General features: G+C 42.2%; 19 protein-coding genes. 6 read left to right on the forward strand and 13 right to left on the reverse strand.

Annotation, left to right across the window (positions count from 1 at the left end):
- Positions 1–43 precede the first annotated feature (43 nt).
- Both psbA and CQ839_RS06490 read left to right on the forward strand, forming a co-directional pair.
- Entirely contained in the window at positions 44–1,126 is a 1,083-nt protein-coding gene (gene psbA, locus CQ839_RS06485; RefSeq protein ID WP_103667464.1) for a photosystem II q(b) protein, read from the forward strand.
- A 308-nt stretch (positions 1,127–1,434) separates the two neighbouring features.
- A complete protein-coding gene (locus CQ839_RS06490) occupies positions 1,435–1,992 on the forward strand; it encodes an NUDIX hydrolase (protein ID WP_103667465.1) in 558 nt (185 codons plus the stop codon).
- A 35-nt stretch (positions 1,993–2,027) separates the two neighbouring features.
- On the opposite strand, the gene CQ839_RS06495 is transcribed toward CQ839_RS06490, so the two are convergent.
- From CQ839_RS06495 to CQ839_RS06515, 5 genes are all read right to left on the reverse strand, one after another.
- The gene (locus tag CQ839_RS06495; protein ID WP_103667466.1) at positions 2,028–4,688 is read right to left on the reverse strand and encodes an adenylate/guanylate cyclase domain-containing protein; all 2,661 of its coding nucleotides are present in this window, start codon (positions 4,686–4,688) and stop codon (positions 2,028–2,030) included.
- A 140-nt stretch (positions 4,689–4,828) separates the two neighbouring features.
- Complete coding sequence (locus tag CQ839_RS25960; protein ID WP_374937736.1) at positions 4,829–5,041, reverse strand: adenylate/guanylate cyclase domain-containing protein; 213 nt, start codon at positions 5,039–5,041, stop codon at positions 4,829–4,831.
- A 370-nt stretch (positions 5,042–5,411) separates the two neighbouring features.
- The gene (purT, locus tag CQ839_RS06505) at positions 5,412–6,593 is read right to left on the reverse strand and encodes a formate-dependent phosphoribosylglycinamide formyltransferase (RefSeq protein ID WP_103667467.1); all 1,182 of its coding nucleotides are present in this window, start codon (positions 6,591–6,593) and stop codon (positions 5,412–5,414) included.
- Positions 6,594–6,802: 209 nt separating this feature from the next.
- The gene (locus CQ839_RS06510) at positions 6,803–8,350 is read right to left on the reverse strand and encodes an adenylate/guanylate cyclase domain-containing protein (RefSeq protein ID WP_219817734.1); all 1,548 of its coding nucleotides are present in this window, start codon (positions 8,348–8,350) and stop codon (positions 6,803–6,805) included.
- A 279-nt stretch (positions 8,351–8,629) separates the two neighbouring features.
- On the reverse strand, positions 8,630–8,857 hold the full coding sequence (locus tag CQ839_RS06515) for an RNA-binding S4 domain-containing protein (protein ID WP_181016132.1): 228 nt from the start codon (positions 8,855–8,857) through the stop codon (positions 8,630–8,632).
- A gap of 361 nt (positions 8,858–9,218) precedes the next feature.
- Between CQ839_RS06515 and CQ839_RS06520 the strand changes: the two genes are divergently transcribed.
- Positions 9,219–10,838, forward strand: a complete 1,620-nt coding sequence (locus CQ839_RS06520) for a peptide chain release factor 3 (RefSeq protein ID WP_103667469.1) — start codon at positions 9,219–9,221, stop codon at positions 10,836–10,838.
- A gap of 445 nt (positions 10,839–11,283) precedes the next feature.
- Positions 11,284–13,230: a tRNA uridine-5-carboxymethylaminomethyl(34) synthesis enzyme MnmG gene (mnmG, locus tag CQ839_RS06525; RefSeq protein ID WP_103667470.1), complete on the forward strand. Its 1,947-nt coding sequence runs from the start codon at positions 11,284–11,286 to the stop codon at positions 13,228–13,230.
- Between the two features lie 48 nt (positions 13,231–13,278).
- Here the strand turns inward: mnmG and CQ839_RS06530 are convergent, their stop codons facing one another.
- Positions 13,279–13,848, reverse strand: a complete 570-nt coding sequence (locus tag CQ839_RS06530) for a Uma2 family endonuclease (protein ID WP_103667471.1) — start codon at positions 13,846–13,848, stop codon at positions 13,279–13,281.
- A gap of 106 nt (positions 13,849–13,954) precedes the next feature.
- Here CQ839_RS06530 and CQ839_RS25965 point away from each other — a divergent pair, with 106 nt between their 5' ends.
- Complete coding sequence (locus CQ839_RS25965) at positions 13,955–14,035, forward strand: hypothetical protein (RefSeq protein WP_374937737.1); 81 nt, start codon at positions 13,955–13,957, stop codon at positions 14,033–14,035.
- Positions 14,036–14,148: 113 nt separating this feature from the next.
- Positions 14,149–15,150 carry a tetratricopeptide repeat protein gene (locus tag CQ839_RS06535; RefSeq protein ID WP_103667472.1) on the forward strand — a complete coding sequence of 334 codons (1,002 nt, stop codon included), beginning with the start codon at positions 14,149–14,151 and terminating at the stop codon, positions 15,148–15,150.
- 77 nt (positions 15,151–15,227) lie between these two features.
- Here CQ839_RS06535 and CQ839_RS06540 read toward each other — a convergent pair whose 3' ends face one another.
- From CQ839_RS06540 to CQ839_RS06570, 7 genes are all read right to left on the reverse strand, one after another.
- Positions 15,228–16,757 (reverse strand): N-6 DNA methylase, encoded by a 1,530-nt coding sequence (locus tag CQ839_RS06540; protein ID WP_103667473.1) that lies wholly within the window; start codon positions 16,755–16,757, stop codon positions 15,228–15,230.
- A complete protein-coding gene (gene hsdR, locus CQ839_RS06545; RefSeq protein ID WP_103667474.1) occupies positions 16,739–19,921 on the reverse strand; it encodes a type I restriction-modification system endonuclease in 3,183 nt (1,060 codons plus the stop codon). The genes CQ839_RS06540 and hsdR overlap by 19 nt, the downstream gene beginning before the upstream one ends.
- 22 nt (positions 19,922–19,943) lie before the next feature.
- Complete coding sequence (locus tag CQ839_RS06550) at positions 19,944–20,144, reverse strand: DUF433 domain-containing protein (protein ID WP_103667609.1); 201 nt, start codon at positions 20,142–20,144, stop codon at positions 19,944–19,946.
- 89 nt (positions 20,145–20,233) lie between these two features.
- Positions 20,234–20,884 (reverse strand): Uma2 family endonuclease, encoded by a 651-nt coding sequence (locus CQ839_RS06555; protein ID WP_103667475.1) that lies wholly within the window; start codon positions 20,882–20,884, stop codon positions 20,234–20,236.
- 30 nt (positions 20,885–20,914) lie between these two features.
- The gene (locus CQ839_RS06560; protein WP_103667476.1) at positions 20,915–21,376 is read right to left on the reverse strand and encodes an HNH endonuclease signature motif containing protein; all 462 of its coding nucleotides are present in this window, start codon (positions 21,374–21,376) and stop codon (positions 20,915–20,917) included.
- The gene (locus CQ839_RS06565) at positions 21,363–21,602 is read right to left on the reverse strand and encodes a hypothetical protein (protein ID WP_103667477.1); all 240 of its coding nucleotides are present in this window, start codon (positions 21,600–21,602) and stop codon (positions 21,363–21,365) included. Before CQ839_RS06565 ends, CQ839_RS06560 begins: the two co-directional genes overlap by 14 nt.
- A gap of 295 nt (positions 21,603–21,897) precedes the next feature.
- Complete coding sequence (locus tag CQ839_RS06570; RefSeq protein ID WP_103667478.1) at positions 21,898–23,277, reverse strand: restriction endonuclease subunit S; 1,380 nt, start codon at positions 23,275–23,277, stop codon at positions 21,898–21,900.
- Positions 23,278–23,284: the final 7 nt, after the last annotated feature.

Here is a 23,284-nt window from a genome sequence, read left to right on the forward strand (position 1 = left end):
GCGGTAAACGCTTTAAAAACAAACAATAAATCAAAATACAAAAATGACAACAGCAGTACAAAGACGCGAAAGCGCCTCCCTGTGGGATCAGTTTTGCAATTGGATCACCAGCACCGACAACCGCCTCTATGTAGGTTGGTTCGGCGTAATCATGATTCCTTGCTTACTTGCAGCAACCACATGCTTCGTAATCGCCTTCGTAGGCGCACCACCTGTCGATATCGACGGTATCCGTGAGCCAGTAGCTGGCAGCTTGCTATTCGGCAACAACATGATTTCTGGCGCAGTCGTACCATCTTCAAATGCGATTGGCTTGCACTTTTACCCCATTTGGGAAGCAGATAGCCTTGACGAATGGCTATACAACGGTGGTCCTTACCAATTGGTAGTATTCCACTTCCTCATCGGCATTTTCTGCTACATGGGACGTGAATGGGAACTTTCCTATCGCCTCGGTATGCGTCCTTGGATCGCAGTAGCATATTCTGCACCAGTAGCAGCAGCAACCGCAGTATTCTTGATCTACCCAATCGGACAAGGATCATTCTCTGACGGTATGCCTTTGGGAATCTCTGGTACTTTCAACTTCATGATCGTATTCCAAGCAGAACACAACATCTTGATGCATCCTTTCCACATGTTGGGAGTAGCAGGCGTGTTCGGCGGTTCATTGTTCAGTGCAATGCACGGTTCACTCGTAACCTCCAGCTTGATCCGTGAAACCACCGAAAACGAAAGCCAAAACTCAGGCTACAAATTCGGACAAGAAGAAGAAACCTACAACATCGTTGCAGCTCACGGCTACTTCGGACGTTTGATCTTCCAATATGCATCTTTCAACAACAGCCGTCAATTGCACTTCTTCCTAGCCCTATGGCCAGTAGTTGGCATTTGGTTCACCGCATTGGGCGTAAGCACAATGGCGTTTAACTTGAACGGTTTCAACTTCAACCAATCGATTTCTGATAGTCAAGGTCGTGTAGTACCATCTTGGGCAGACGTAATCAACCGCGCAAACTTGGGTATGGAAGTAATGCACGAGCGCAATGCTCACAACTTCCCTCTCGATTTGGCTGCTGTTGATGTTGCTCCTGTAGCTATGGCTGCTCCTGCTATCAACGGTTAATCCTTAATCGATAGTCTAAAACAATAAAAAAGCTCCCCGAAAGGGGAGCTTTTTTATTGCAAGAATGCGATCAGGCGATCGGCATCTGTAGCTTTTACCAAAACACAAAATGGCTTCGCCACTTTGTGTTTTTAAAACCCTTACAGGGTTTGGTTTTTAATTCACAGAAGTGTTGTCACACTTTTGTGAATTGGTATTAAAACCTAAAACCCAAAAGAGATTTGCGTCGCGAAGCGACGCAAATCTCTTTTGGGTTTTAGTGACAGCTATATGACAAAATGTGCTGGAGTTAGTTAATACAAATAGCCATGTCAGATCTCATAGCCTCAGAAATCTTACAAAATCGTCTTAGCTATCAAGGTAGTAAATTTTCCTTTCATGTCGATCACATTAAATTACCCCACGGTGTTATCGGTGAATATGCATATATTAAGCATCCAGGGGCAGGGATGGCGGTTCCTGTAACAGCAGATGGCAAATTTGTTTTAGTTAAGCAATATAGATTTGCGATTCAGCGCTATTTACTAGAATTTCCAGCAGGAACATTGGAAGTTGGTGAAGATCATGATGTGACGATTAAGCGCGAAATCGAAGAAGAAACAGGCTATCGAGCTAGTCAATGGCAGTATTTGGGAGGTTTCTATCTTTGTCCAGGCTATTCTGATGAAATTATTCACGCATATCTTGCGCAAGGGCTTGAAAAACTAGAACATCCTCCTGCTCAGGATGAAGATGAGGAGATAGAAGTTGTGTTACTCAGTCGTGAAGAGATTGAAATGCTGTTGCGATCGCAGAGTGCAGATGCCAGTCTTGATGCTAAATCTATCACTGCATTCTACTTGGCTCTGCAAACCTTACAGATTTAATCTTTAGTGGTGCGGCAATGCCGCATCACTAAAGATTAAAGTGCGTTGCGTTCTGTTAATAAATAAGTAGTCATTTCGCCTTTACCTTTGATCTCAATTATTCTTTGTGGATCGAATTGGAACTTATTTTTTAAAATCTGATAGGTTACATCCGAGACTTGGATGCAACCTGCGATACCATGAGACTCCATACGGCTAGCAATATTTACCGTATCTCCCCAAAGATCATATATAAACTTTTTCGTGCCAATTACACCTGCAACGGCTTGACCAGTATGTATCCCAATTCTCAACTGGAAGGGATTGCCATCAGGGCGGATAAATTTGCAAATTGACTGTTGCATATCTAGAGCCATTGACGCGATCGCTTCAGCGTGATCTTGCCGTGGCACAGGCAATCCACCCACTGCCATATAAGAGTCACCTATCGTTTTGATTTTTTCTAAGCCATAGCGATCAACTAAGCGATCGAATTCTGAAAATATCTCATTGAGCATATTTACTAGTTCATTAGCTGATACCGAAGATGCGAATTCTGTAAAGCTGACGATATCGCCAAACAGAACTGTTACTTCCTCAAACGTATCTGCAACAATCTTGCCATTTTCGGCATTAAGTCTGGATATTGATTTTGGCAATATCGTAGAAGTTCTGTTGTTAGGAATATTAGGAGGAATATTGATAGGAGTATAGATTGGAGAAGACTTTAATCGTTCGGCGATCGCCTTTGGTAAAACATTGAGCAGTAGACGTTCCGATCTCATTTTCTCAACTCGCAAATCGTCCTCAGTACGTCGGCGTTCTTGGGCTTCCATCCCTAAAGACAGTAATTCTGATAAAGAGCTAGCAAAGCTAATTTCCTCTAGCAACCACAAGCGCTCTATGTCAACTTGTTCAAACATCAAAAAACCTGTGAGTTCACCACCGATATCAAATGATGATGTCAATAGAGATACAACACCAAGAGGATTGAGATAGTCTGTCCGAAGCTCTATTAATATTTCTTCATCCTGTACATCTTCTATATGTAAGCTCTGATTTTCTTGCAGCGCCTTAAAAAAGCTGGGAAATCTGTCTGCCCCTAGAAAATCAGCCTCGGTATGAATATTGCTACTTTGTATATAGAGATCGAGGCAATGCAAGTTTGTTTTAGTATTGTCAAATAGCCAGACACTCACACGTTCGACATCCAGCGTTTGGCTAGCTGTTTCGGTAATATTCTGCACTGCTGTAATAAAGTCGCCCAAGTTGAGAGCTTTATTTTTAGTGAGATCAATCAAGATTTTTTGTTGTCTGCGAAGTTGCTGTTCACGACGTTGCAGCATAAAATTATTTCGTTGAAGTGATAGCTGACTCTCTGCTAGTTCGCTAGTTCTTTGTTGTACTCGTGACTCTAACTCCATATTCGCTTTTTCGAGGCGATTAAATGATTCCGTAAGCATTTCCGCCATACGATTAAATGACTCAGATAAAACTTTGACTTCGCTTGTGCCTTTTACCAATACCCTAGAGTCCAGATCTCCATTAGCGATCGCTTGAGATGCACCACTTAATTTGATCAATGGAGCCGTGATATAACGCGCAGTTACCACTCCCAGTAAGATCGCAAAAACTAGCGCCCCCAGACTAAATAAAATCGTAAATTGGTTGCGACTATTAATTTGTTCCATAAAGCTAGATTCAGGCAACACCACCACAATTAGCAAATCTAGTCCATCACGATCGCGCCAAGTCCGTACTTGAATAAATTGCTTGCTACCCTCAAAATTAGACTCTAAGTGTTCTTTTCCTTGGAGTGAATTAAAATTACCAAATTCATTAATTAGATAGCGTCCAGTAGCTCGTGACAGTTGGTCACTACTATTAAGAATATTGAGACGTTGGGGTCTTCCATTCACAATTGCAAAAGTACGCTCACTACTAGAAGTTCCAACGATTAATCCTGATCGCTCAATGATAAAAACACGCCCTGATGGTTCTGATTTTAGCTCACGCAGGAAGGAATTCAATTGTGTGAGAATGAAGTCAACACCCAATACACCAATTACTTTTCGATCGCGATCGAAAAGTGGATAACTATGAGAAATGGACAAAACTTCAGGGCGATCAACCCATTGATAAATTCGCGTCCAAGTTGGCTTACCTGCTTTTATTGCATCAGCATACCAAGCTTCTTGCCGAACATCTTCCTCAGTCTCGATAACTTCTAGCAATTGTTGGCGATTACCTTCGCTATCGGTTGAGAAACTTGCTGTCTTGGTAATTCCTCGCGCTAAAGTTGTCTCATTAATTACGATTTGCCCATTGTCTCTACGCTCAACACCGATAAATTCTTGGTTGTCAAAGGCAAAATTAATGTAACCAACTTCATGCAAATTTATTTGTGTCCAAAAGAGATGTCCTGTTCTATCAAAATCTTTTAAATTTAGCAATCCTAATTTTACGGCATCGATATTCGTCTGATTAATTTGAGGCGGCACTCGAAAGTAATTATCAAGTTTTGCACTAATGCGATCGCTAACTTCTCCACTGAATCGGGTTGCTAATTCACCGAGTGCTTGTTGTCCATTACGAAAAGAAAATATCCCAACTACACCAACCGTTAAACAAATCTGCAATACAAAAGGTACGACTAAAATAGCCATTAACGGAATATTTTTAAATAACTTGGGTGTATGTGAGATTCTTAACATCATGTGTAATTAGTTCTGCTAGTTTTTTAAATCTCAATTTGACCTTGGATTCAGATAAGCGATCTTTTCTCTTTGTTTAAATTTTGGAATTGAAGTTTGTATTTCTAGAGCCATTTTTGCGATCGCTTCGGCATGATCTTTAACTAAAGCAATTTTCGCTCAAACGAACTACAAGAAATTGTGTAAAAGTATGGCAAAGCAATACTTTTACACAATTTCTTGGTTCGGGATTGGGAGAAAAGCGCTTTAGGTAAAGGCAGACCACCAAATGCCATATAAGAATCACCAATAGTTTTAATTTTTTCTAGGTCAGATAATTCGACAAGCCGATCAAATTCCGAAAAAATATCGTTCAGTTAGTTTACCAAATCACTTGCATAAATGGCTGTTACATATTCAGTAAAATTACCTATGTCCGTAAATAAAACTGTAACTTTGTCAAAGGCAGCAGCAACAATTACTCCATTTGCAACATTAGGAAAGATTCAAGTATCTCGCAGGTCTTGAAATTATACCAAAGCACAAAGTGGCATAGCCATTTTGTGCTTTTAAAACCCTTACAGGGTTTGGTTTTCAATTCACAAAAGCGTGACAACACTTCTGTGAATTGGTATTATTGTGATTCGTGGATAAGGGAATATGACAATTTTTTAGATACTCCCTTCCCACCAAAGAAATAGACATCAAAAACCAAGAATTAGCGTTGCGGCGCTTCGCGCCGCAACGCTAATTCTTCGCTGGGAAGGGAGTAATTGTGACTTTGGACGCAGCTTCTGTCGCCTTTCGACGGGATTCTATAGCATCTTTCCCTTTTGCCAAAGCGACACCCATACGTCGGTAGGGACGAGAATCTGGCTTGCCAAATAAACGGATTTCGGTGTTAGGAATCGCAAGGGCTTCTTCTACACCTGTAAAATAAATACTGTCGCTGGTTTCGCTAGCAAGAATGACAGCACTGGCAGACGGACTTAGCAATTCAATTGTGGGAATCGGCAAGCCTAAAATTGCGCGTAAATGGAGTTCAAATTCGTTTAGGTTTTGGGAGATGAGGGTAACCATTCCCGTATCATGAGGACGGGGGGAAAGTTCAGAGAAAATTACTTCATCTTTGGTGATGAAAAATTCTACGCCGAAAAGCCCTGCGCCGCCGAGTTTATCGGTGACTTTGCGAGCAATATCCTCTGCATCTTTTACTTGGGCAGCAGTTAAACCGACGGGCTGCCATGATTCTTGGTAGTCTCCTCGTTCCTGACGGTGTCCGATCGCTTCGCAAAATAGAGTCTCTCCCTGCCATTGACGGATCGTCAACAGGGTAATTTCGACTTCAAAATTGATAAACTCTTCGATGATGATTTTGGCAGTATCACCCCTTGCGCCAGCGATCGCATAATCCCAAGCTTTTTCTAGTTCATCGGCATTTTGCACAACGGATTGCCCCTTACCAGAGGAGGACATGACGGGTTTAATCACGTTGGGAAACCCAATTTCGGCGGCAACGGTTTTCAGTTCATCAAGGCTGGTGGCGTAGGCATATTTGGCAGTACGTAAGCCCAGTTCATTACTTGCTAAATCCCGAATGCGATCGCGGTTCATAGTGAAGTTGGTAGCGGCGGCAGTGGGAATGACGGTGTATCCTTGAGCCTCCAGTTCGAGCAGTTTCTCGGTACGGATTGCTTCCACTTCTGGCACGATCAGATCAGGCTGGTATTTTTTGACTACGGATTCCAAGGCATCACCATCCAACATCGAAATGACTTCTCGATAATCTGCTACTTGCATCGCAGGTGCATGGTCATAGCGATCGACTGCAATCACCGTATTACCGAGTCTTTGGGCGGCAATTGCAACCTCCTTACCTAGTTCACCAGAACCAAGAAGCATGATTTTTTTTGGTAATGCGATCGCCATTGAATTCACCTCGTTATTGCAAAAACAGCCATATCATAACGTTTTTAGCTGTACATTCTGTCATGTAATGCTAGGTAATGTGTATTTACAACGCTTTGCGCTTTCAGTCTTTTGAAAATATTAAGTCTATTCTTCGTTAATGCCAAATCACAAAATGGCGTAGCCATTTTGTGATTTGGCATTACATGTTTTCGGGGGTTGGCATTTATTTATATTCGCCCTTTAAGTAAATATGTGATCATTTCTCCTTTACCTTTGATATTAATCGCGCTTCTCTGCTCAAGGTAATATTTTTCTTTTAAAAGCTGATAGGTTGCTTCAGTCACTTGCGTACAGCCTGCAAGACCGTAAGATTCCATTCGACTGGCAACATTAACCGTATCTCCCCATAGATCGTAAATAAATTTCTTTGTGCCAATTACGCCTGCGATCGCTTGTCCAGTATGAATACCAATTCTTAACGAAAAATTAGTGCCATCAGTCCGCTTAAATTTTTGAATCGCTGTTTGCATGTGTAAAGCCATTTCTGCGATCGCGACAGCATGATCTTTGCTGGGCACTGGCAGTCCGCCCACAACCATATAAGAATCACCAATGGTTTTAATCTTTTCTAAGTCATACTGCTCAACAAGATGATCGAACTCTGAAAAAATATCATTCAGCACATTGACTAATTCGCTAGCAGAAATGGAAGCTGCATATTCAGTAAAGTTCACAATGTCGGCAAACAGGACTGTAACTTCTTCAAAGGAATCAGCAACAATTGTACCACTGGTTTTTAAATGGAGCTTTGTTTTTGATTGCACATTTTTCAATCGCTCAGCAATCTCCTGCGGTAAAACATTGAGTAAGAGGCGTTCTGACTTCTTCTGTTCAACTCGTAAACTTTCTTCTGCGCGGCGACGTTCTTGGGCTTCCATTCCTAAAGCTAGTAAATCAGCTAGAGAACTAGCAAAACTGATTTCTTCTTCTATCCATAGATGCTCAATGTCTGTATGCTCAAGCAAAAGTATACCAATGATTTCGCCGCCTACTTCAAATCTAGATATTAGAACTGAAACAATATTAAGGGGGAGACAATATGGGTGAACTAATTCCTGAAAAATCGCATCATCTTGAACATCTTCGACTGCGATAATGCGATTCTCTAATAAAGCCTTAAAAAAACTAGGATATGCTGCTGCTGTTAGAAACTCAGCTTCGGTATGTAAATGTAAGCTTTTTTGATAGAGATCGAGACAGTGCAATAAAGTTTTATTTTTATCGAAGAGCCAAATACTCGCCCGTTCGACATTTAACGCATAGCTGCCAGTTCTGGTAACATTTTGCACCGCGACAATAAAGTCGCCTTGGTTGATTGCTTTATCTTTGGTCAAATCAAACAAAACATTTTGCTGTTTGCGTAGCTGCTGTTCACGCCGAGACAAAATGAAATTTGATCTTTGCAACGATGCTTTTGATGCATCTAACTCGTAGCTTGTTTCTTGAACAAGAGACTCTAATTCCTGATTTGATTTTTTTAAGCGTTGTAAAGACACAATGCTTGATCGCACCAAGATAATCGCAATAGCTATGATGCTGATCACGCTGCCCAGAGTCACAAGCAATATTGGGTTATGAATATTGTCAATATTTAATATCCCTAAATATTGTGATTTGGGATCTGATTGACTATCAAAGCTAATATTGAGTAGATTTCCGAGCCAAAATGCGATCGCCATAATTTTCAAGCCAAGTTTTGCCGCTAAAGTAGCCATTAGCGGCATATTGTTGAATACATTAGCAAGAAGGCTAGTAGTCAGAGGTTTGGGGCAATGAAATATAAAGCTGATTTATCGTTTATGCTAGCCCGATCTCTGATAGCGGTCAATTCGCACAATTGCTGACTTAATGTGTCGCTTTGAGATCGAAGCAAACCCATATTCATGAAAAAGTGGCACTTTTTCATGAATATGGGTTTGCTTCGTTTATCCACAATTTGCGATAGAAACAAAATATTTCGGACTGCCTTTTACTGAATTCTAAGTGCTTTTTGACTAGCTATTTATTACATCGATCACAAAACCATAGCCACTTACTGTTTGACCAGCGCGAATTTTGCAACCTTTGCGTAATTCCATCTGACCATCAACCTCAACATCTCCATCAATAATCATCAACTTTGCTGCACCACCAGTATCTGCCACACCACAAACTTTTAATAAGTTACACAAAGTTATGTATTCACCCGTCAGTTCAAATTTTTCATGAATTATTTCTTGCATTATTTCTTGCCAAAGATGTTTGTGATGTGTAGGGCTTTGCGCCGTCCATCCTAACATTTATACCAATTCTCAAAGGTGTAACTATAGCAATGTAAGGTTTGCTTAGGACATAAAACCCAAAAGATGAGTGGCAGCGCGAAGCGCTGCCACTCATCTTTTGGGTTTTGAATTACAAACTCAAACCTAATAAGGGTTTTAAAAACACAAAAATTCTGGTTCTGGGCTTCCTCAAAATCGATTTTGAATCGATTTTGAATTTCTAGCATCGTCGGGCTGAAAATCCAAAATCGGTTTCGTAATTAGAATTGCTGGCATAATAGATGTATTACCAATAAATCGCAGAAAGTTAGTTAAAATTTCCATGAGTCAACTGTGGCAAGAGTTAGAGCGCGAAGTCGAACGGCGACGCACCTTTGCAATCATTTCCCACCCCGATGCGGGGAAAACGACATTAACCGAAAAATTATTGCTATATGGAGGTGCGATTCATCTTGCGGGGGCAGTCAAAGCTAGAGCCGCCCAACGTCATGCCACCTCTGATTGGATGGAATTAGAAAAACAACGCGGAATTTCGATTACTTCGACAGTGTTGCAATTTGACTATATGGGCTACTGCATTAATTTGCTGGATACCCCAGGTCACAAAGATTTTAGTGAAGATACCTATCGCACTCTTGCTGCTGCTGATAATGCGGTGATGTTGGTTGATGGTGCAAAGGGGTTAGAGCCACAAACCCGCAAATTGTTTGAAGTTTGTCGGTTGCGATCGCTGCCAATTTTTACGTTCATTAACAAAATGGATCGACCTACCCGCGAACCACTAGAACTATTAGATGAAATCGAAAAAGAATTGGGGATCACTCCCTATGTGATGAATTGGGCGATCGGTACGGGTGATCAATTTAAAGGGGTGTACGATCGCGCTAGCAAAACGGTGCATCTATTTAAACGTAGTGCTCATGGTCAGCGAGAAGCTGAGGTAAATATTTATCCTTTTGATGATCCACAAGCAATTAAATTCATTGGTCAGAATCTCTATAATCAGCTTTTAGAAGATTTGGAGGTTCTTGATTCTGCTGGGGCTGAATGGAATACTCAGGATTTGCATCGTGGTAAGCTCACACCGATTTTCTTTGGTAGTGCGATGACCAATTTTGGTGTCGAGCTATTCTTAAAATCTTTCCTTGAATGCGGCTTGACTCCTACGGTTCATGATAGTTCTAGCGGTGAAGTGTCTCCTACTGATGAGGATTTCTCGGCGTTTGTATTCAAGCTGCAAGCGAATATGGATCCTCGACACCGCGATCGCATTGCCTTTGTGCGTGTTTGCTCTGGCAAGTTCGAGAAAGATATGAGTGTTACCCATTTGCGCAGTGGTAAAAATATTCGTTTGTCCCATGCTCAAAAGTTATTTGGGCAAGATCGCGAGGCGATCGATGTGGCTTATGCTGGCGATGTGATTGGGTTGAATAATCCAGGCATGTTTGCGATCGGGGACACGATTTATCTCGGTAAAAAACGTCAATATGCGGGGATTCCCTGCTTCTCACCTGAGCTGTTTTGTACTCTCCGTAATCCTAATCCTTCAAAGTTCAAACAGTTCCGTAAGGGGATTTCTGAACTACAGGAAGAAGGTGCAATTCAAATTATGTATTCTGTTGATGAGGCTAAGCGTGATCCGATTCTGGCGGCAGTCGGACAATTGCAATTTGAAGTCGCCCAATATCGCCTCCAAAGTGAATATAGTGTGGAAACGATTCTGGAGTCTATGCCCTATTCGGTGGCGCGATGGGTTGAGGATGGTTGGGATGCTCTGGAATCTGTTGGCAGATTGTTTAACACAATGGTGGTCAAAGATAGCTGGAATCGCCCTGTTCTGCTATTTAAGAACCAATGGAATTTAAATCAAGTTGAGGCTGACCATCCTAAGTTAAAGCTAAAGGCGATCGCGCCAATTGCGGAGATAACGAAGGTCAGCTAAGTTAAGAGCGTCCACAACAAAAATATAATCCAGACAATGGCTTTTGCTATCGTTTGTCTAGGTAGCGATTGTGGTGCTTCCATAACAGGCTGCATGGCTTGAGACAATGGTTGAGTTGTCCTAAATCATAATCGCAATTCTATTCTCTTGAGTTGCGATCGCCAGTTCCTTAACAAAAATTGTAGTTGAGCATTTGCGCCAATATTTTTATACTCCCACCATAATCTTGAAACGCAAATGCTCAACCCTTTGCGCTTTCACCGATAAATTATCCCTGCGTTGTGAGTTTAGGGCAAAGCATTCCCAAATTAAAATCATCTAAAAACTTGTAGATTTCTGTGGGAATGCTATGCCCCTACGGACGGATCATCATGGGGCGCGAATAAATTATGATACTAATGATTTTGGGGTAGAATAAGGCTTTGTTGGTCAGGTCTGTCAGACAATGAGCGAGATAAAGAGTAATTTGATTAATTCAGCCAATCAAGTACCCAATCAAGTGCAATTCCTTGATGAATTTGAAGTAGTTGTTGTTGGCGCTGGACATGCAGGCTGTGAAGCCGCCCTCGCTTCGGCAAGAATGGGCTGCAAAACTTTACTCCTCACCCTCAACCTCGATCGCATTGCATGGCAACCCTGTAACCCTGCCGTTGGTGGCCCCGCCAAATCACAACTCGTTCATGAAGTCGATGCGCTCGGCGGCGAAATTGGCAAGATCACTGATCGCACCTATTTACAAAAGCGGATTCTTAATAGTTCTCGTGGCCCCGCAGTTTGGGCGTTGCGAGCGCAAACTGACAAGCGCGAATATGCTGCCGAAATGAAAACGGTAGTCGAGAATGAACCGAATCTCTCCGTGCGCGAGGGCACGGTGATTAATACTTTGCTAGATGCTAACCAAGGAATTATTGGGGTCGAAACCCAGTTTGGCGTGGGTTATGGTTGCAAAGCTGTAATTTTAACAACTGGCACATTTCTCAATGGCAAGATCTGGGTGGGCAACCGATCTATGTCCGCTGGTCGAGCTGGGGAATTTGCGGTGGCAGGACTCACGGAAACTCTGAATGCTTTGGGCTTTGTTACCGATCGCCTCAAAACGGGAACGCCAGCGAGAGTAGATCGCCGCAGTGTGGACTATAGCCAAATGGAAGTCCAACCATCAGATACGGAGCATAACTGGTTCAGCTTCGATCCGAGTGCGTGGGTAGAGCGCGAACAAATGAATTGTTATTTAACTCGCACCACTGCCGAAACCCATCGCATCATTCGCGAAAATCTGCATCTCACGCCCGTTTATGGTGGCTTCATTGATGCAAAGGGACCGCGCTATTGTCCTAGCATTGAAGATAAAATTGTTCGCTTTGCTGACAAAGAGAGCCATCAAATTTTCATTGAGCCAGAGGGACGGGACATTCCTGAGCTTTATATTCAGGGCTTCTCTACAGGAATGCCTGAGAATATTCAATTGCAAATGTTGCGAACTCTCCCTGGTCTGGAGAATTGCCATATGCTCCGCGCTGCCTATGCTGTGGAATATGACTACATTCCTGCGACTCAGTGCTATCCGACTTTGATGACCAAATTAATCGAAGGTCTATTTTGTGCGGGTCAAATTAATGGAACTACGGGCTATGAAGAGGCAGCAGCACAAGGGCTAGTCGCGGGTATGAATGCGGCGCTCTTTGCTAAGGGTAGAGAGATGATCGTGTTACCAAGGGCTAGCAGCTATATCGGGACTTTGATTGATGATCTCTGTACGAAGGAATTGCGCGAACCCTATCGGATGCTAACTAGCCGTTCGGAATATCGCTTGATTTTGCGATCGGATAATGCCGATCGCAGACTCACGCCAATTGGACGCGAAATTGGATTAGTCGATGATCGTCGTTGGCAACTTTTTTGTGATAAGCAGGAGCGCGTTTATGCAGAAGTAAAACGCCTCAATGAAACTCGTGTGAAGGAAAAGGATGAGCTTGGGCAAAGGATTACCGCCGAAACAGGTGAAGCAATCCGTGGTGCAATTACTCTATCTGATCTGTTGCGTCGTCCTAAGTTTAACTATGCTGAATTAATTCATTACGGGTTAGCCGATCCTGACTTAAATCGATTTGAGCGGCTTGCTGCGGAAATCGAAGTCAAGTATGTGGGCTATATCCAGCGCCAAACACATCAAATTGAGGAGGTTGCTAAACATAGCGATCGCAAGTTACCAGCAGACATTGACTACAATGCGATCGAGACTCTCTCTAAAGAGTCGAGAGAGAAGCTTAGCAAGATTCGTCCGATGACGATTGGACAGGCTAGCCGTATTGGTGGCGTGAATCCTGCGGATGTGAATGCGTTGTTAGTTTATCTGGAAATTCAGCATCGCCTCTCGGCAAGTAGAAAATAATTGGTGGGCGGCGCTTTGCGCCGTTCATCATTACTTCTAGCTTGCTACCTAAAAGGCAACTCGCTTGTACAGATCCATCAGACTAATTTCAAAATCTACTGACTCTAGTTTTAGAACTGCATCTTCACCTACATAGTCAGCTAAGAGCCATTTACCGTTAGTCTGTTTTGCATATTGTTCCACTCCATAGCTAGTTTGCTCGACTAGAATATATTCTTGAAAACTAGGAATAGAGCGATAAAGCTTAAATTTATTTTCACGATCATATTCGCCAGTTGAATTAGAGAGAACTTCTACAATTAAGCAGGGATTAGTAATCCCTGTCTGTTTTTCATCAGTAAAAATTGGCTGTCCTTTAACCACAATCACGTCAGGATAAGTGTAACGCTCCTGATCTGGCATCCATAGACGCATATCACTCATAAAGACAGCGTAATCTAAATCCTCTAGTGCCAACAAAATTCGAGCCAGAAACTTAGCAGTCAAAATATTATGATTTGCTGTTGCTCCTGCCATAGGTATGATATCTCCGCTGACAAATTCACTTTTAAACTCGGCTTTTTCTTCTAGTTCGAGATATTCATCTACGGTGTAGCGCTTAGTTGCTGCAAGTACCATAAGTTATTAGCCTCTTAACTTTGATTTAATTATATACAAGGTTAATGCTTTGCTCCGACATTTACGGTTTTAGAAACTCACCTGACGCAGATAGCTCCCCACAGATATCAATTACAATGAGATCAAGACTCTTTCTAAGGAATCAAGAGAGATGTTGTGTAAGATTCGTCCGATGACGATTGGATAGGCTATTCGTATTGGTGGGGTTAATCCTACGGAGGTGAATGCGTTGCTAGTTTATCGGGAAATTCAACATCGGATTGCGGCTACAATCAGATAAATCAAAGTGCTATAAGAACTATGAGAAGGTTATCTCAAGGTTGGAAATTATTCAGTGCTAGTGCAATTGCGTATCTTGCGATCGCAGTTTTGCCATCCTATGCTCAATTGCAAGAAACAACCTATGACATGGGCAGAAATTGTCATCAACTACCTAAGTTTGGAGCAGATACTCTGAGCGTGCATTTTAAGTGGGATAGCGATTCGATGAAGCCTGCTCAAGCTTTTTTGCGCGGTACGAAAGGCGATCGATTAATTTGGGAACGCCAGTTTCCTTGGGAGCAAGGTAAAGGTTTTCTAAATCCTGCTAAAGCTAATTCTGATTGTCAGGATGGAGCGATTCGCCTATATTCGCAAATACCTTTCTCAGCTTTCACCTATGTCCAAATCTTTCGCTGGCAAAACCAGCAACTTTCCTATATCTCATCAACCTCAGAAGATCCTTCTGCTGAAGCTGTAGATCGGCTGATTGAGCAAGTTGCTCAAGGCAAAAATGATGCTTTTGAAGACGAAGCTTTTGGTATCTTCTATCCGCATAATTATATCAATGCTGCAAAGTTAGCAGAGGCGATCGCGCTAGGACATAAAGTCACTTTGCAACTCTATCAGCAGGGAAATCCGCAAGCAGCCTCTCAGCGACTCAAAAAAATGTTTGATCTCACCATGAGTTTGACGGAAATCATTGGTAAGAGTAGCCAAAGTCCTTTGCCACAAAAGTGGGTTGAGACTTGGAAAGATATGGCTGTCGATCCAAGTATTTATGTTCCAGCATTGAATGATTATGGGTTTTTCTTGCAAGAACTGGGAAATCATCAAGAGGCAATTCCTATATTTCGGAATGTGATCTCTGCCGATCGCGATCGCAATGTTGCTTATCTCAATCTTGGCGATTCTCTATGGGCACAGAGCGAAATAGAACAGGCAAAACAAATCTACCGAAGTTATCAGCAATTAATGATCAAAGCACAGATGCAAAGTAGTATTCCCCTCAGAGTTAAAGAGCGCTTAGGTTATACCAATTGATAGATTGCCCACATTCCGCTCGTAATGGAAGTGTAAACCAATACGCGAAAGCTAGCGAAATATTTTTTGGTCTGAAATCAGCTATTTTCTAGTTCTTCCATCAAGCCCCCGATCGCATTTAAAGCATTTTTTAAATGAGTAGCGATCGCTAAGGCAATCTCTTCGGGTTCGGTCATTTCATCTTCAGGATCGTCGCTGGTGTCGCGTAACCATGCAATATCAAGGTTGTCATTGCGATCGCTGATTTGTTCACGGGTAAAGCAACGGAATCTTCCTTCTTCACCTTGGTCAATGCGTGGGGATTTGCCATAAGGGTCGTCACCAAAGGCGGCTTCAAATTCGGCAAAATCAGCGAGGGTTAGTTGTCGGGTTTTGCCGAAGGTGTTGGTATTGGCTCGCATATCGTATACCCAGACTGCTTTGGTGTTGCCGCGATCGCTTTTGCCGCGTGTAAAAAATAGCACGTTGGTTTTCACGCCTTGGGCATAAAAAATGCCTGTGGGTAGGCGCAAAATTGTATGGAGATCGCAGATGTTCATTAATTCCTGTCTTAACCTTCTGCCTGTGTTGTCTTCAAACAGAACGTTGTCGGGAAGAACTATGGCGGCTCTGCCATTGGTTTTGAGGGCGCGATAGATATGTTCAACAAAGGCGAGTTGTTTATTGGATGTTTCGGCGGTAATGGAAAAGTCTGCTCGGGTGGGGCGACCGCCACCTTTTTTTGTTCCGAAAGGAGGATTGGTAAGGATGACATCGGCTTTGCCCAATGCTTCACCATCGGGGGAGAGACTATCGCCATTATTAACGCCGCTTTCGATGCCATGCAATAGCAAATTCATCAAACAGAGTCGGTGTGTATCTGGTACTAGTTCTAAACCTCGGTAAGCTTCATGGCGTTGGAAAAATGCTTTTGTTGGAGTTAATGTGAATAAATTATCTGTATGTTTCTTGATGTAATGATCGGCTGCAACTAAGAATCCGCCTGTACCTGCGGCGGGATCTTGAATGACTTCACCTGCTTGGGGTTTAACGATTCTAACGATGCAATGAATCAAAGAACGCGGTGTAAAGTATTGTCCTGCTCCAGATTTTTTGTCAGCAGCATTTTTTTCTAACAAACCTTCATAGAGATCGCCAAATTTATCAGCATCTTCTTGATGAGATTCATCTTTTTGATTATCTTTATTCCCTTCATCTATCTCTTCTCTTACCGTAAACCAGTCTAATTTGTCGATCGCATCGGTGAGAGCCTTGAGGTTGGTAGGTTTTCTAAGTTTAGTCTGAATATCGCTAAAAATTGATAAAACTACTGGATCTGATACTATCTCTTCATTGCCAAGATCCAAAAAAAGCTGACGATAAAACTTTAATTGCTCCAACCCGTCGCGCTGATCTAACTCATTCCAACGATATTCTTTAGGTAGCCGATGCTCTTGACCTGTCTCTGCTAACATTTTTAAAAACAATAAAAATGTTAATTCTGTAACGTATTCGTTGTAGGTGACCCCATCATCTCGCAGAATGTTACAGAGATTCCAAAGCTTAGCAACAATATTGTCGGTAACTTTTTGATTGTTCTTGTTGCTTGTCAAGCTGGTTTTTGCCATATCTCTTCGTTTAGATCTCCCAAAATAGTTTCTAATTGTCCATCAAAAATGTGATTTAGTCGCTTAAATCCACCACTAGATTGAAATGGTTCAAGATCGCAGGTTTCACGATCAACCACAATCTCTTTTGTTATTTGTTCACCAATGCGTTGCAACCATTTACGCTGTGGCTCAGTCCAAGCTTTCTTTGCTAAGATCCGCCTGAGCGCACTTTTAACGCGATCTTCATACGGAATGAGAGGATCGCCTAGAGCTGCCTGACGGATAAAGCCGATGATTGAAGCAGCTATGTCTTCATTTTTAGTATCTCGCCATGCTTGTTGCAAATATGTTTCGGAGTAGCCCATCTTATCAATTTCTAGGCGCAATTCTCGCAATTGCGTGCAGGTTAGCTCACGGGGACGCTGTAAAACTACGGTTAGCGCGGCAATTTGATTGGAGTTGTTGCGAATATAGCTCATAAAACCATCTAAATAGTCTTCGGGCTTTTTGCCCTTGCCATAGCCTCTCGTTACGGAGATCACTTCGTCATGATGCTCTGAGATGGGAATCCAAGTTCCTTCGTATTCAGGATTCCAGTCCCATTGTTTGCCAAGTTGCGGTTTTTCTTTTGCCCATGCCACCATTGCCTCTAAAGAACTGGTGCGAAGCTTGTAAAAACTGGTTTCTGGAGTTTCGCCTATGTTTGCTTCATAGTGTTCTTTTGATCGATCGCTCATTTTTGAAAGTCTTTGACGCAATTTTACAATCAGTTGATCGCGGATTACTTGTTGATGTTGAGGATCTGCAACTTGAGTTAATTCATCAAATAACTGCGTTAAAGATATTTTTGGATCTACAACTACAGGTTTCATGTCGCTGACTTCTTGCATTTTTTCATATATACCAACAGCGTCAAAAATTTTAAATGTCACTTTGCCAATCTCATCACAGCGCCTCGTGGCTCTGCCGAGCATCTGCTCATAGAGAATGCGGCTATTTACACGCCTCACAAATACAAGGTTACAAATTTTGGGAACATCAATACCTGTGGTGAGTAAGTCAACAGTGACAGCGATTTTTGGGAAGGAATCGTTGCGGAAAGAGCGGATTAAAGTGCTGATGCGCTCGGCTAATTCGGGAGCGCCTGTAATTTTTTGAATTGCATCGTTTTCTAGTTCTTCATAGCGTTGCTGCATAGCACTTTTGAGTTCTTTGACGATAAGATCAGCATGGCTATCGTTGGCAGCAAAAATCAGCGTTTTTTCATCTAGTAGTGGATCGATACGGACGGCTAATTCTTGGGCGATCGCCCGATTAAACGGCTCAGTGAGCACCTGTTTATTAAACTTCTCGACATCAAAATTAAGCTCGTCAGGAGTATTGCTAAGTTTAATTTCACCTGTAAGAGTGTTGTATCTGCTCAACTGTTCGTTTTCTTTAAATTTAATACCTGACTTATTCCGTATTGTGCCGATTTGGATTGGTGGTTCGTGGTCGATTAACCTGCCATCGATGACGGCTTCGCGGTAGCCATAGGTGTAAATTGGTTCACCGAAGATTTGTTTTGTATGCAGTGCAGGTGTGGCGGTTAAGCCGATCTTGACGGCATCGAAATGTTCTAAGACGCGGCGATATTTGGAGATGTAATCTTCTTGATTGCGGAAGCTTAATTCACTATCAGACATTTCGCGATCGAGCAGATAGCCTCGATGACATTCATCAATGAGAATCAAATCGTATTGGTCAATCGGTGGAATATCGCCATTTTCTTTGGCACAGAGGATGCGCTTAACGAGTCCTTGAATCGTGCAGATATGGACTTTAGTTTCTGATTCAGGATCGATGTCTTTTAAGCCCTTCAAGCCAAAAATATCGGTGAAGGTTTTGGTAGTGACGACTTTGGTGGATGTGAATTCATCGGCGGTTTGGTTGCCGAGGGCGCTGCGATCGACGACAAAACAGACACGGCGAAAGCGTTTGGTGGATAGTAAACGGTATAACAAAGCGATCGCTAGTTTTGTTTTGCCTGTGCCTGTTGCCATTGCCACCAGCATCGATCGCTGATCTTTTTCGAGATATTCTTCGATCTTCTCAATGGCGGCGCGTTGATGCGGATAGAGATCGAATCCAAAGTTAAAACCAGTATTTTTTAACTTCTCATGGGCAACTTCCCGATCCATTGTTAACAATGCTTCTAAACCATCGGGAGTGTAGAAGTCGATCAGCGCTCGACTGTGATTGGTGGATTTGCGAGTATCACGGAACCAGATTCCGCTTTCGGTTTCCAATTGTTTGAGATAGCCGCGTCCGTTGGTGGAGAAGACAAAGGGAACTTCTGTGCTATACCCCTTCGCATACCGTTCTGCTTGCCCGATCGCATCCATTACATTTTTACGCCGCCGTTTGGCTTCGATCATGGCGACACATTGCAACCCGATAAATAGGGCATAGTCGGCAATACCATCGTTAGTGGGATATTCAGAAATTGCCATGTTTTTGCCTTTGGTGGGGCGAAAGCCTTGGCTGTAGCGTAGGTTTTGGCTGTCCACTTCCCAACCGCGATCGCGTAATTGTTGATCGATTAGCGCTCTGGTTTGGGCTTCATTGAGATCTATAGTTTTGGATGCAGCTTCACCACGTTCAATGATTGCCGCAGTTTGTTTGGTGGTGGGGTGTTGATTGGCAATTTGGGTATCGGTGATTATTTTTTCTAATGCTTCTATTTTTGCCTTTAGTTCGGCGTTTTGCTGGGCTGTGGTGTCGGTGGGTGGGATAAATGCTTTGCTCTTGAAGTTGCGATCGCTAAAGGTGCGATGAAACCATATTCCTAATTGGTGGGATGTTTGTAAGAGGGTTAGAGCGTCGGTGCTGTTGGTATCGCCTCTGTTGTGGGCGGCTTTATTGCCTGCTTTTCTAATCAAATGGAAGAGGTCGGCAACTTCGTTAGAGATGACGTTTTCTAATTTTAATCTGCGTAATAGTTCAACTTGGGCTTCTTCTGAGGATTGGTACAGCCCCGTGTTGGCGGCAATCAGTTTAGCGAGGCGTTCAGCATATTGGCGCAGTTTGAAGATGCAGGTGTTACTATCGATATGAAAAAACTGCTCAGCTAGGGCGGCGAGTTGGATGATTTGGGGGTCATGCTGGCGCAAAAATTCAAAGTTAGCTGATTGTATTTCCATTCTTTTTAAATTGGTAAACTTCTCAATCTGTAGCGCTATATAAAAGGCTTGCCTTAATATCTTCAGGTTCAAGATCAGGATATTCGTCAAGAATTTCCATTGTTGTTAAGCCATTAGCAATCAGGCTTAGTACAAGGGAAACTGTAATTCTCATTCCCCTAAGACAAGCTCTACCTCCCATAATCTGTGGATTGAAGGTGATTCTATCAAATGTTCTTGGCATATTTTGCATATATTTATTATTGCCTAAACTATGAATATACTCACAATTTTTACAGTATTAAATCTGAATTATAGCGCTTTTTACGTTGCTTAGTTTTGGAACTGTTGCATGAGCCATGCCGTGACGGTGGATTGATTTTCTTGGCGGCTGCGTTGGAGTGATTGTTCTAATATTTCGAGCTTTAGTCCAGATAGAACTATGGATTGCCGAATATGATGGCTGCTGCCATCTGGGGCGATCGCAAAGGCATAGATTCTCATGGTTTGGACATTGACGATCCAATATTCTTTGATGCCTAGTTCTTCGTATTGGAGGCGTTTTGTACCGAGGTCATCGTTAAAGGTGGTGTCAGATATTTCGATAACAAGATCGGGTAAGGGATATTGATCGAGGTCGATGATGCGGGTTCCCCATGCGATCGCATCGGCATTGTCACCAATGTAATAGGAGGCATCGGGCTGAAACTCAGTTTTTCCGATTTGGCGGTATGAGCAGCCATCTTTAGCAGTCATGGGTATTTGCTTTGTGGCGGCATAGAAGGAGAGAGCAAATAGAATTAATGCGTGATCGTTGGCGTGATCGGAACCTGTGGACATATCCTCAAATCTCATCTGGCGGTTGTAGTAGTAGCTTTTGCGTTTGGCGCTATCTGGTGCATCAGCGATCGCTACAAATTCTGTCCAAGGGGCGCTGATCCATATGTCGAGTTGGGTTGTTGATGGTTTGAGTAATGTGTTCATGGGAATAGTTTTATAGGAAAACCAACTAAATTAATTGATTGTACCGAACTGTTGTGGGTCGTCATCAGGAGGATGAAGTTTGGCTGTTCTCCATAGCTCTCTGGAATTTTGAATGAATGGTTCTTCTCGACGCTCATCGTTCAAATCAAGACGATTACAGGTTGCTCGACCTGTGGGAGTTGTACCCAATATTTTTAAGCTATCGGTTGACCAGACAAAATGATTTGCCCACTGTTCTTGGCGCGGATTAAACAATCTCGCTTCAGTTTCTGTTTTGGGATCGATTCCAGTAATAAAGTTATAACGTCTCTCATTGCAACGACGGCACGCTAGCGCAAGGTTGTTTGGTTCGTCATCGCCACCAAGGGATTTAGGCTGAATATGATCTACGGAAAGAGGGGCAGAACTAAGCAGTTCTGGGTAATGGCAATATTCACATCGAAATTTTGCTCGTTGTCGTATAAATTCATAGATGGGTTTAGGAATGGACATTGGCGGCGATCGCTGCATTAATGTAACTAAAAATTTCATCAAGTTCGCCGATCGCTTCTAACTCAAGGTTTTCTTGGTTAGTTAGGGTGTCTGCTTTTTTGCGATCTAGTAATGTCTGTAGGCGATCGCCTAATTCGTCGGTAAATTTGAATAGGGTAAGGTTGCCGATTTTGCGATATTGTAACCCTTTGGGGATTAGGGTTGATGGTTTGAGTAATGTGTTCATGGTAGTAGTTTAAAACTTGAACTTTAACCAAAGATTTTATGATTATAGCTCGAAAATTAGGGTTGCAATACACGATATCGTTGTAGGGGCATGGCATTCCCGCGACAATCTTTAATTCCTTCGATCCTCTCCATTTGGGAATGCTATGCCCAAGCTTCGCAATTTTACCCAAAATCCCAAACCGCTGGAATAATTTGTCGGTTATAAGCAAAGAGGGTTCAGCATTTGCGAATTTAGTTTTTCTGTGGTGTGTTTGGAAATTGTGACGCAAATGCTAAACCCCTACCGTGCAAACCTATTTCTTAGTTTTAATTTTTCCTTTTGACCTTTGACTTTTTACTTGTTCTAACAGAACTGATGCTGGCTCACCGTCAGGGTCTTGCGGCACAAGTTCACCCCGAAATGCTTTTGCTAATGTCGCCTGTTCCAATCTATCGCAAAGTTTCGCCGCTTTTTGATATTCCTGCTCCACCATGTCGATCTTCTCAAACATCTTCTCAACCCGCCGAACAATTTCTTTTTGTTCTTCAAGTGGCGGAACATTAACTCTCACGGCTTTAACATCAGTCTGATTGATACTAGATTGATTAACTGCGTGCTTAACATTTTTACGGAGTTGTTGTAAACCTATCGGAGAGCAAAGAAAATGTACGCAGTATTCTGGCAATATTTGAGCTGTATTGACTTTAAATCTCATAATATTACTTTCAAAAACACAAGGTTCAGGTAAATATCGAACTATTGCCGACTTACCAACATATTCTGGACTGTTGACCCTATTGATTACCAAATCATTAACTTCTAACGCATAATCAGTTCTCTCTTGTTCGTTAATTTCTAATCTCTTCAATGATTCCCATGACGTAACTTCACCATTATAGAAACCATCAATCCTTAATATACGTGTTCCACTTCCATATGAAGATCGAGGTTTATACAAGCCATTTTTAGGGCTATCAATGATTAAATCACCTAGATCAGTAGTTTTCCAGTTTTTGATTTGTAAATGTTGAAGTTGATTAGTCTCTCTCCAATCTGCTGTTAAATCGCCGCTAAAAGCAGCAACTAAAACAGCTTGTTTGTAACGCACAATTAGTTTTGGGATGTGGCTTAGCTCATTACGCGCTGTGCGGTTGCGATCGCCTATCCGATCCAACTTATCCACAATCCGCCGTTGTTCATTAAGTGGCGGAAGAAGAATTGGAAGTGATTTTAGTGTAGTTAAGTTCAGAATATCCATAGTCCCACCATGAGACAATTTTGAAAAATAGTCCCGTACGCTAGGAGATTCCAGATAAGCTTTTATAAATTCAGCTAAAGTCAAACTTTTATGTAAACTAAGTTTGACAAGACGTGGATTAATAATACCTTCACTAATTCCTTCTGGAAGAATTAAAACCTTACCAATAGTACCTACAAGGCTTATTAGAATATCTTTTGGCTTTACAGAACAGGATCTAAGGCTATTATATTTCTCTTCATCAATATAGTAATCTCCATAAAATGGATCTTCTTTAATTACCTGTTCCTGTCCATAAATCTTATATCCAGATGGAACATAAAAGCTTTTTTTTAAAGCTGAACCAAAAGGACCAGCTTTAAGTGCATTAGGCGTATTTTCTGCTATTTCTACAAAATTTGTGCATACCCACCCCATCGGCAAATCATCACTCATAACCCAA

Source organism: Pseudanabaena sp. BC1403 (assembly GCF_002914585.1).
In the GTDB taxonomy this organism is placed as follows: Bacteria; Cyanobacteriota; Cyanobacteriia; order Pseudanabaenales; family Pseudanabaenaceae; genus Pseudanabaena.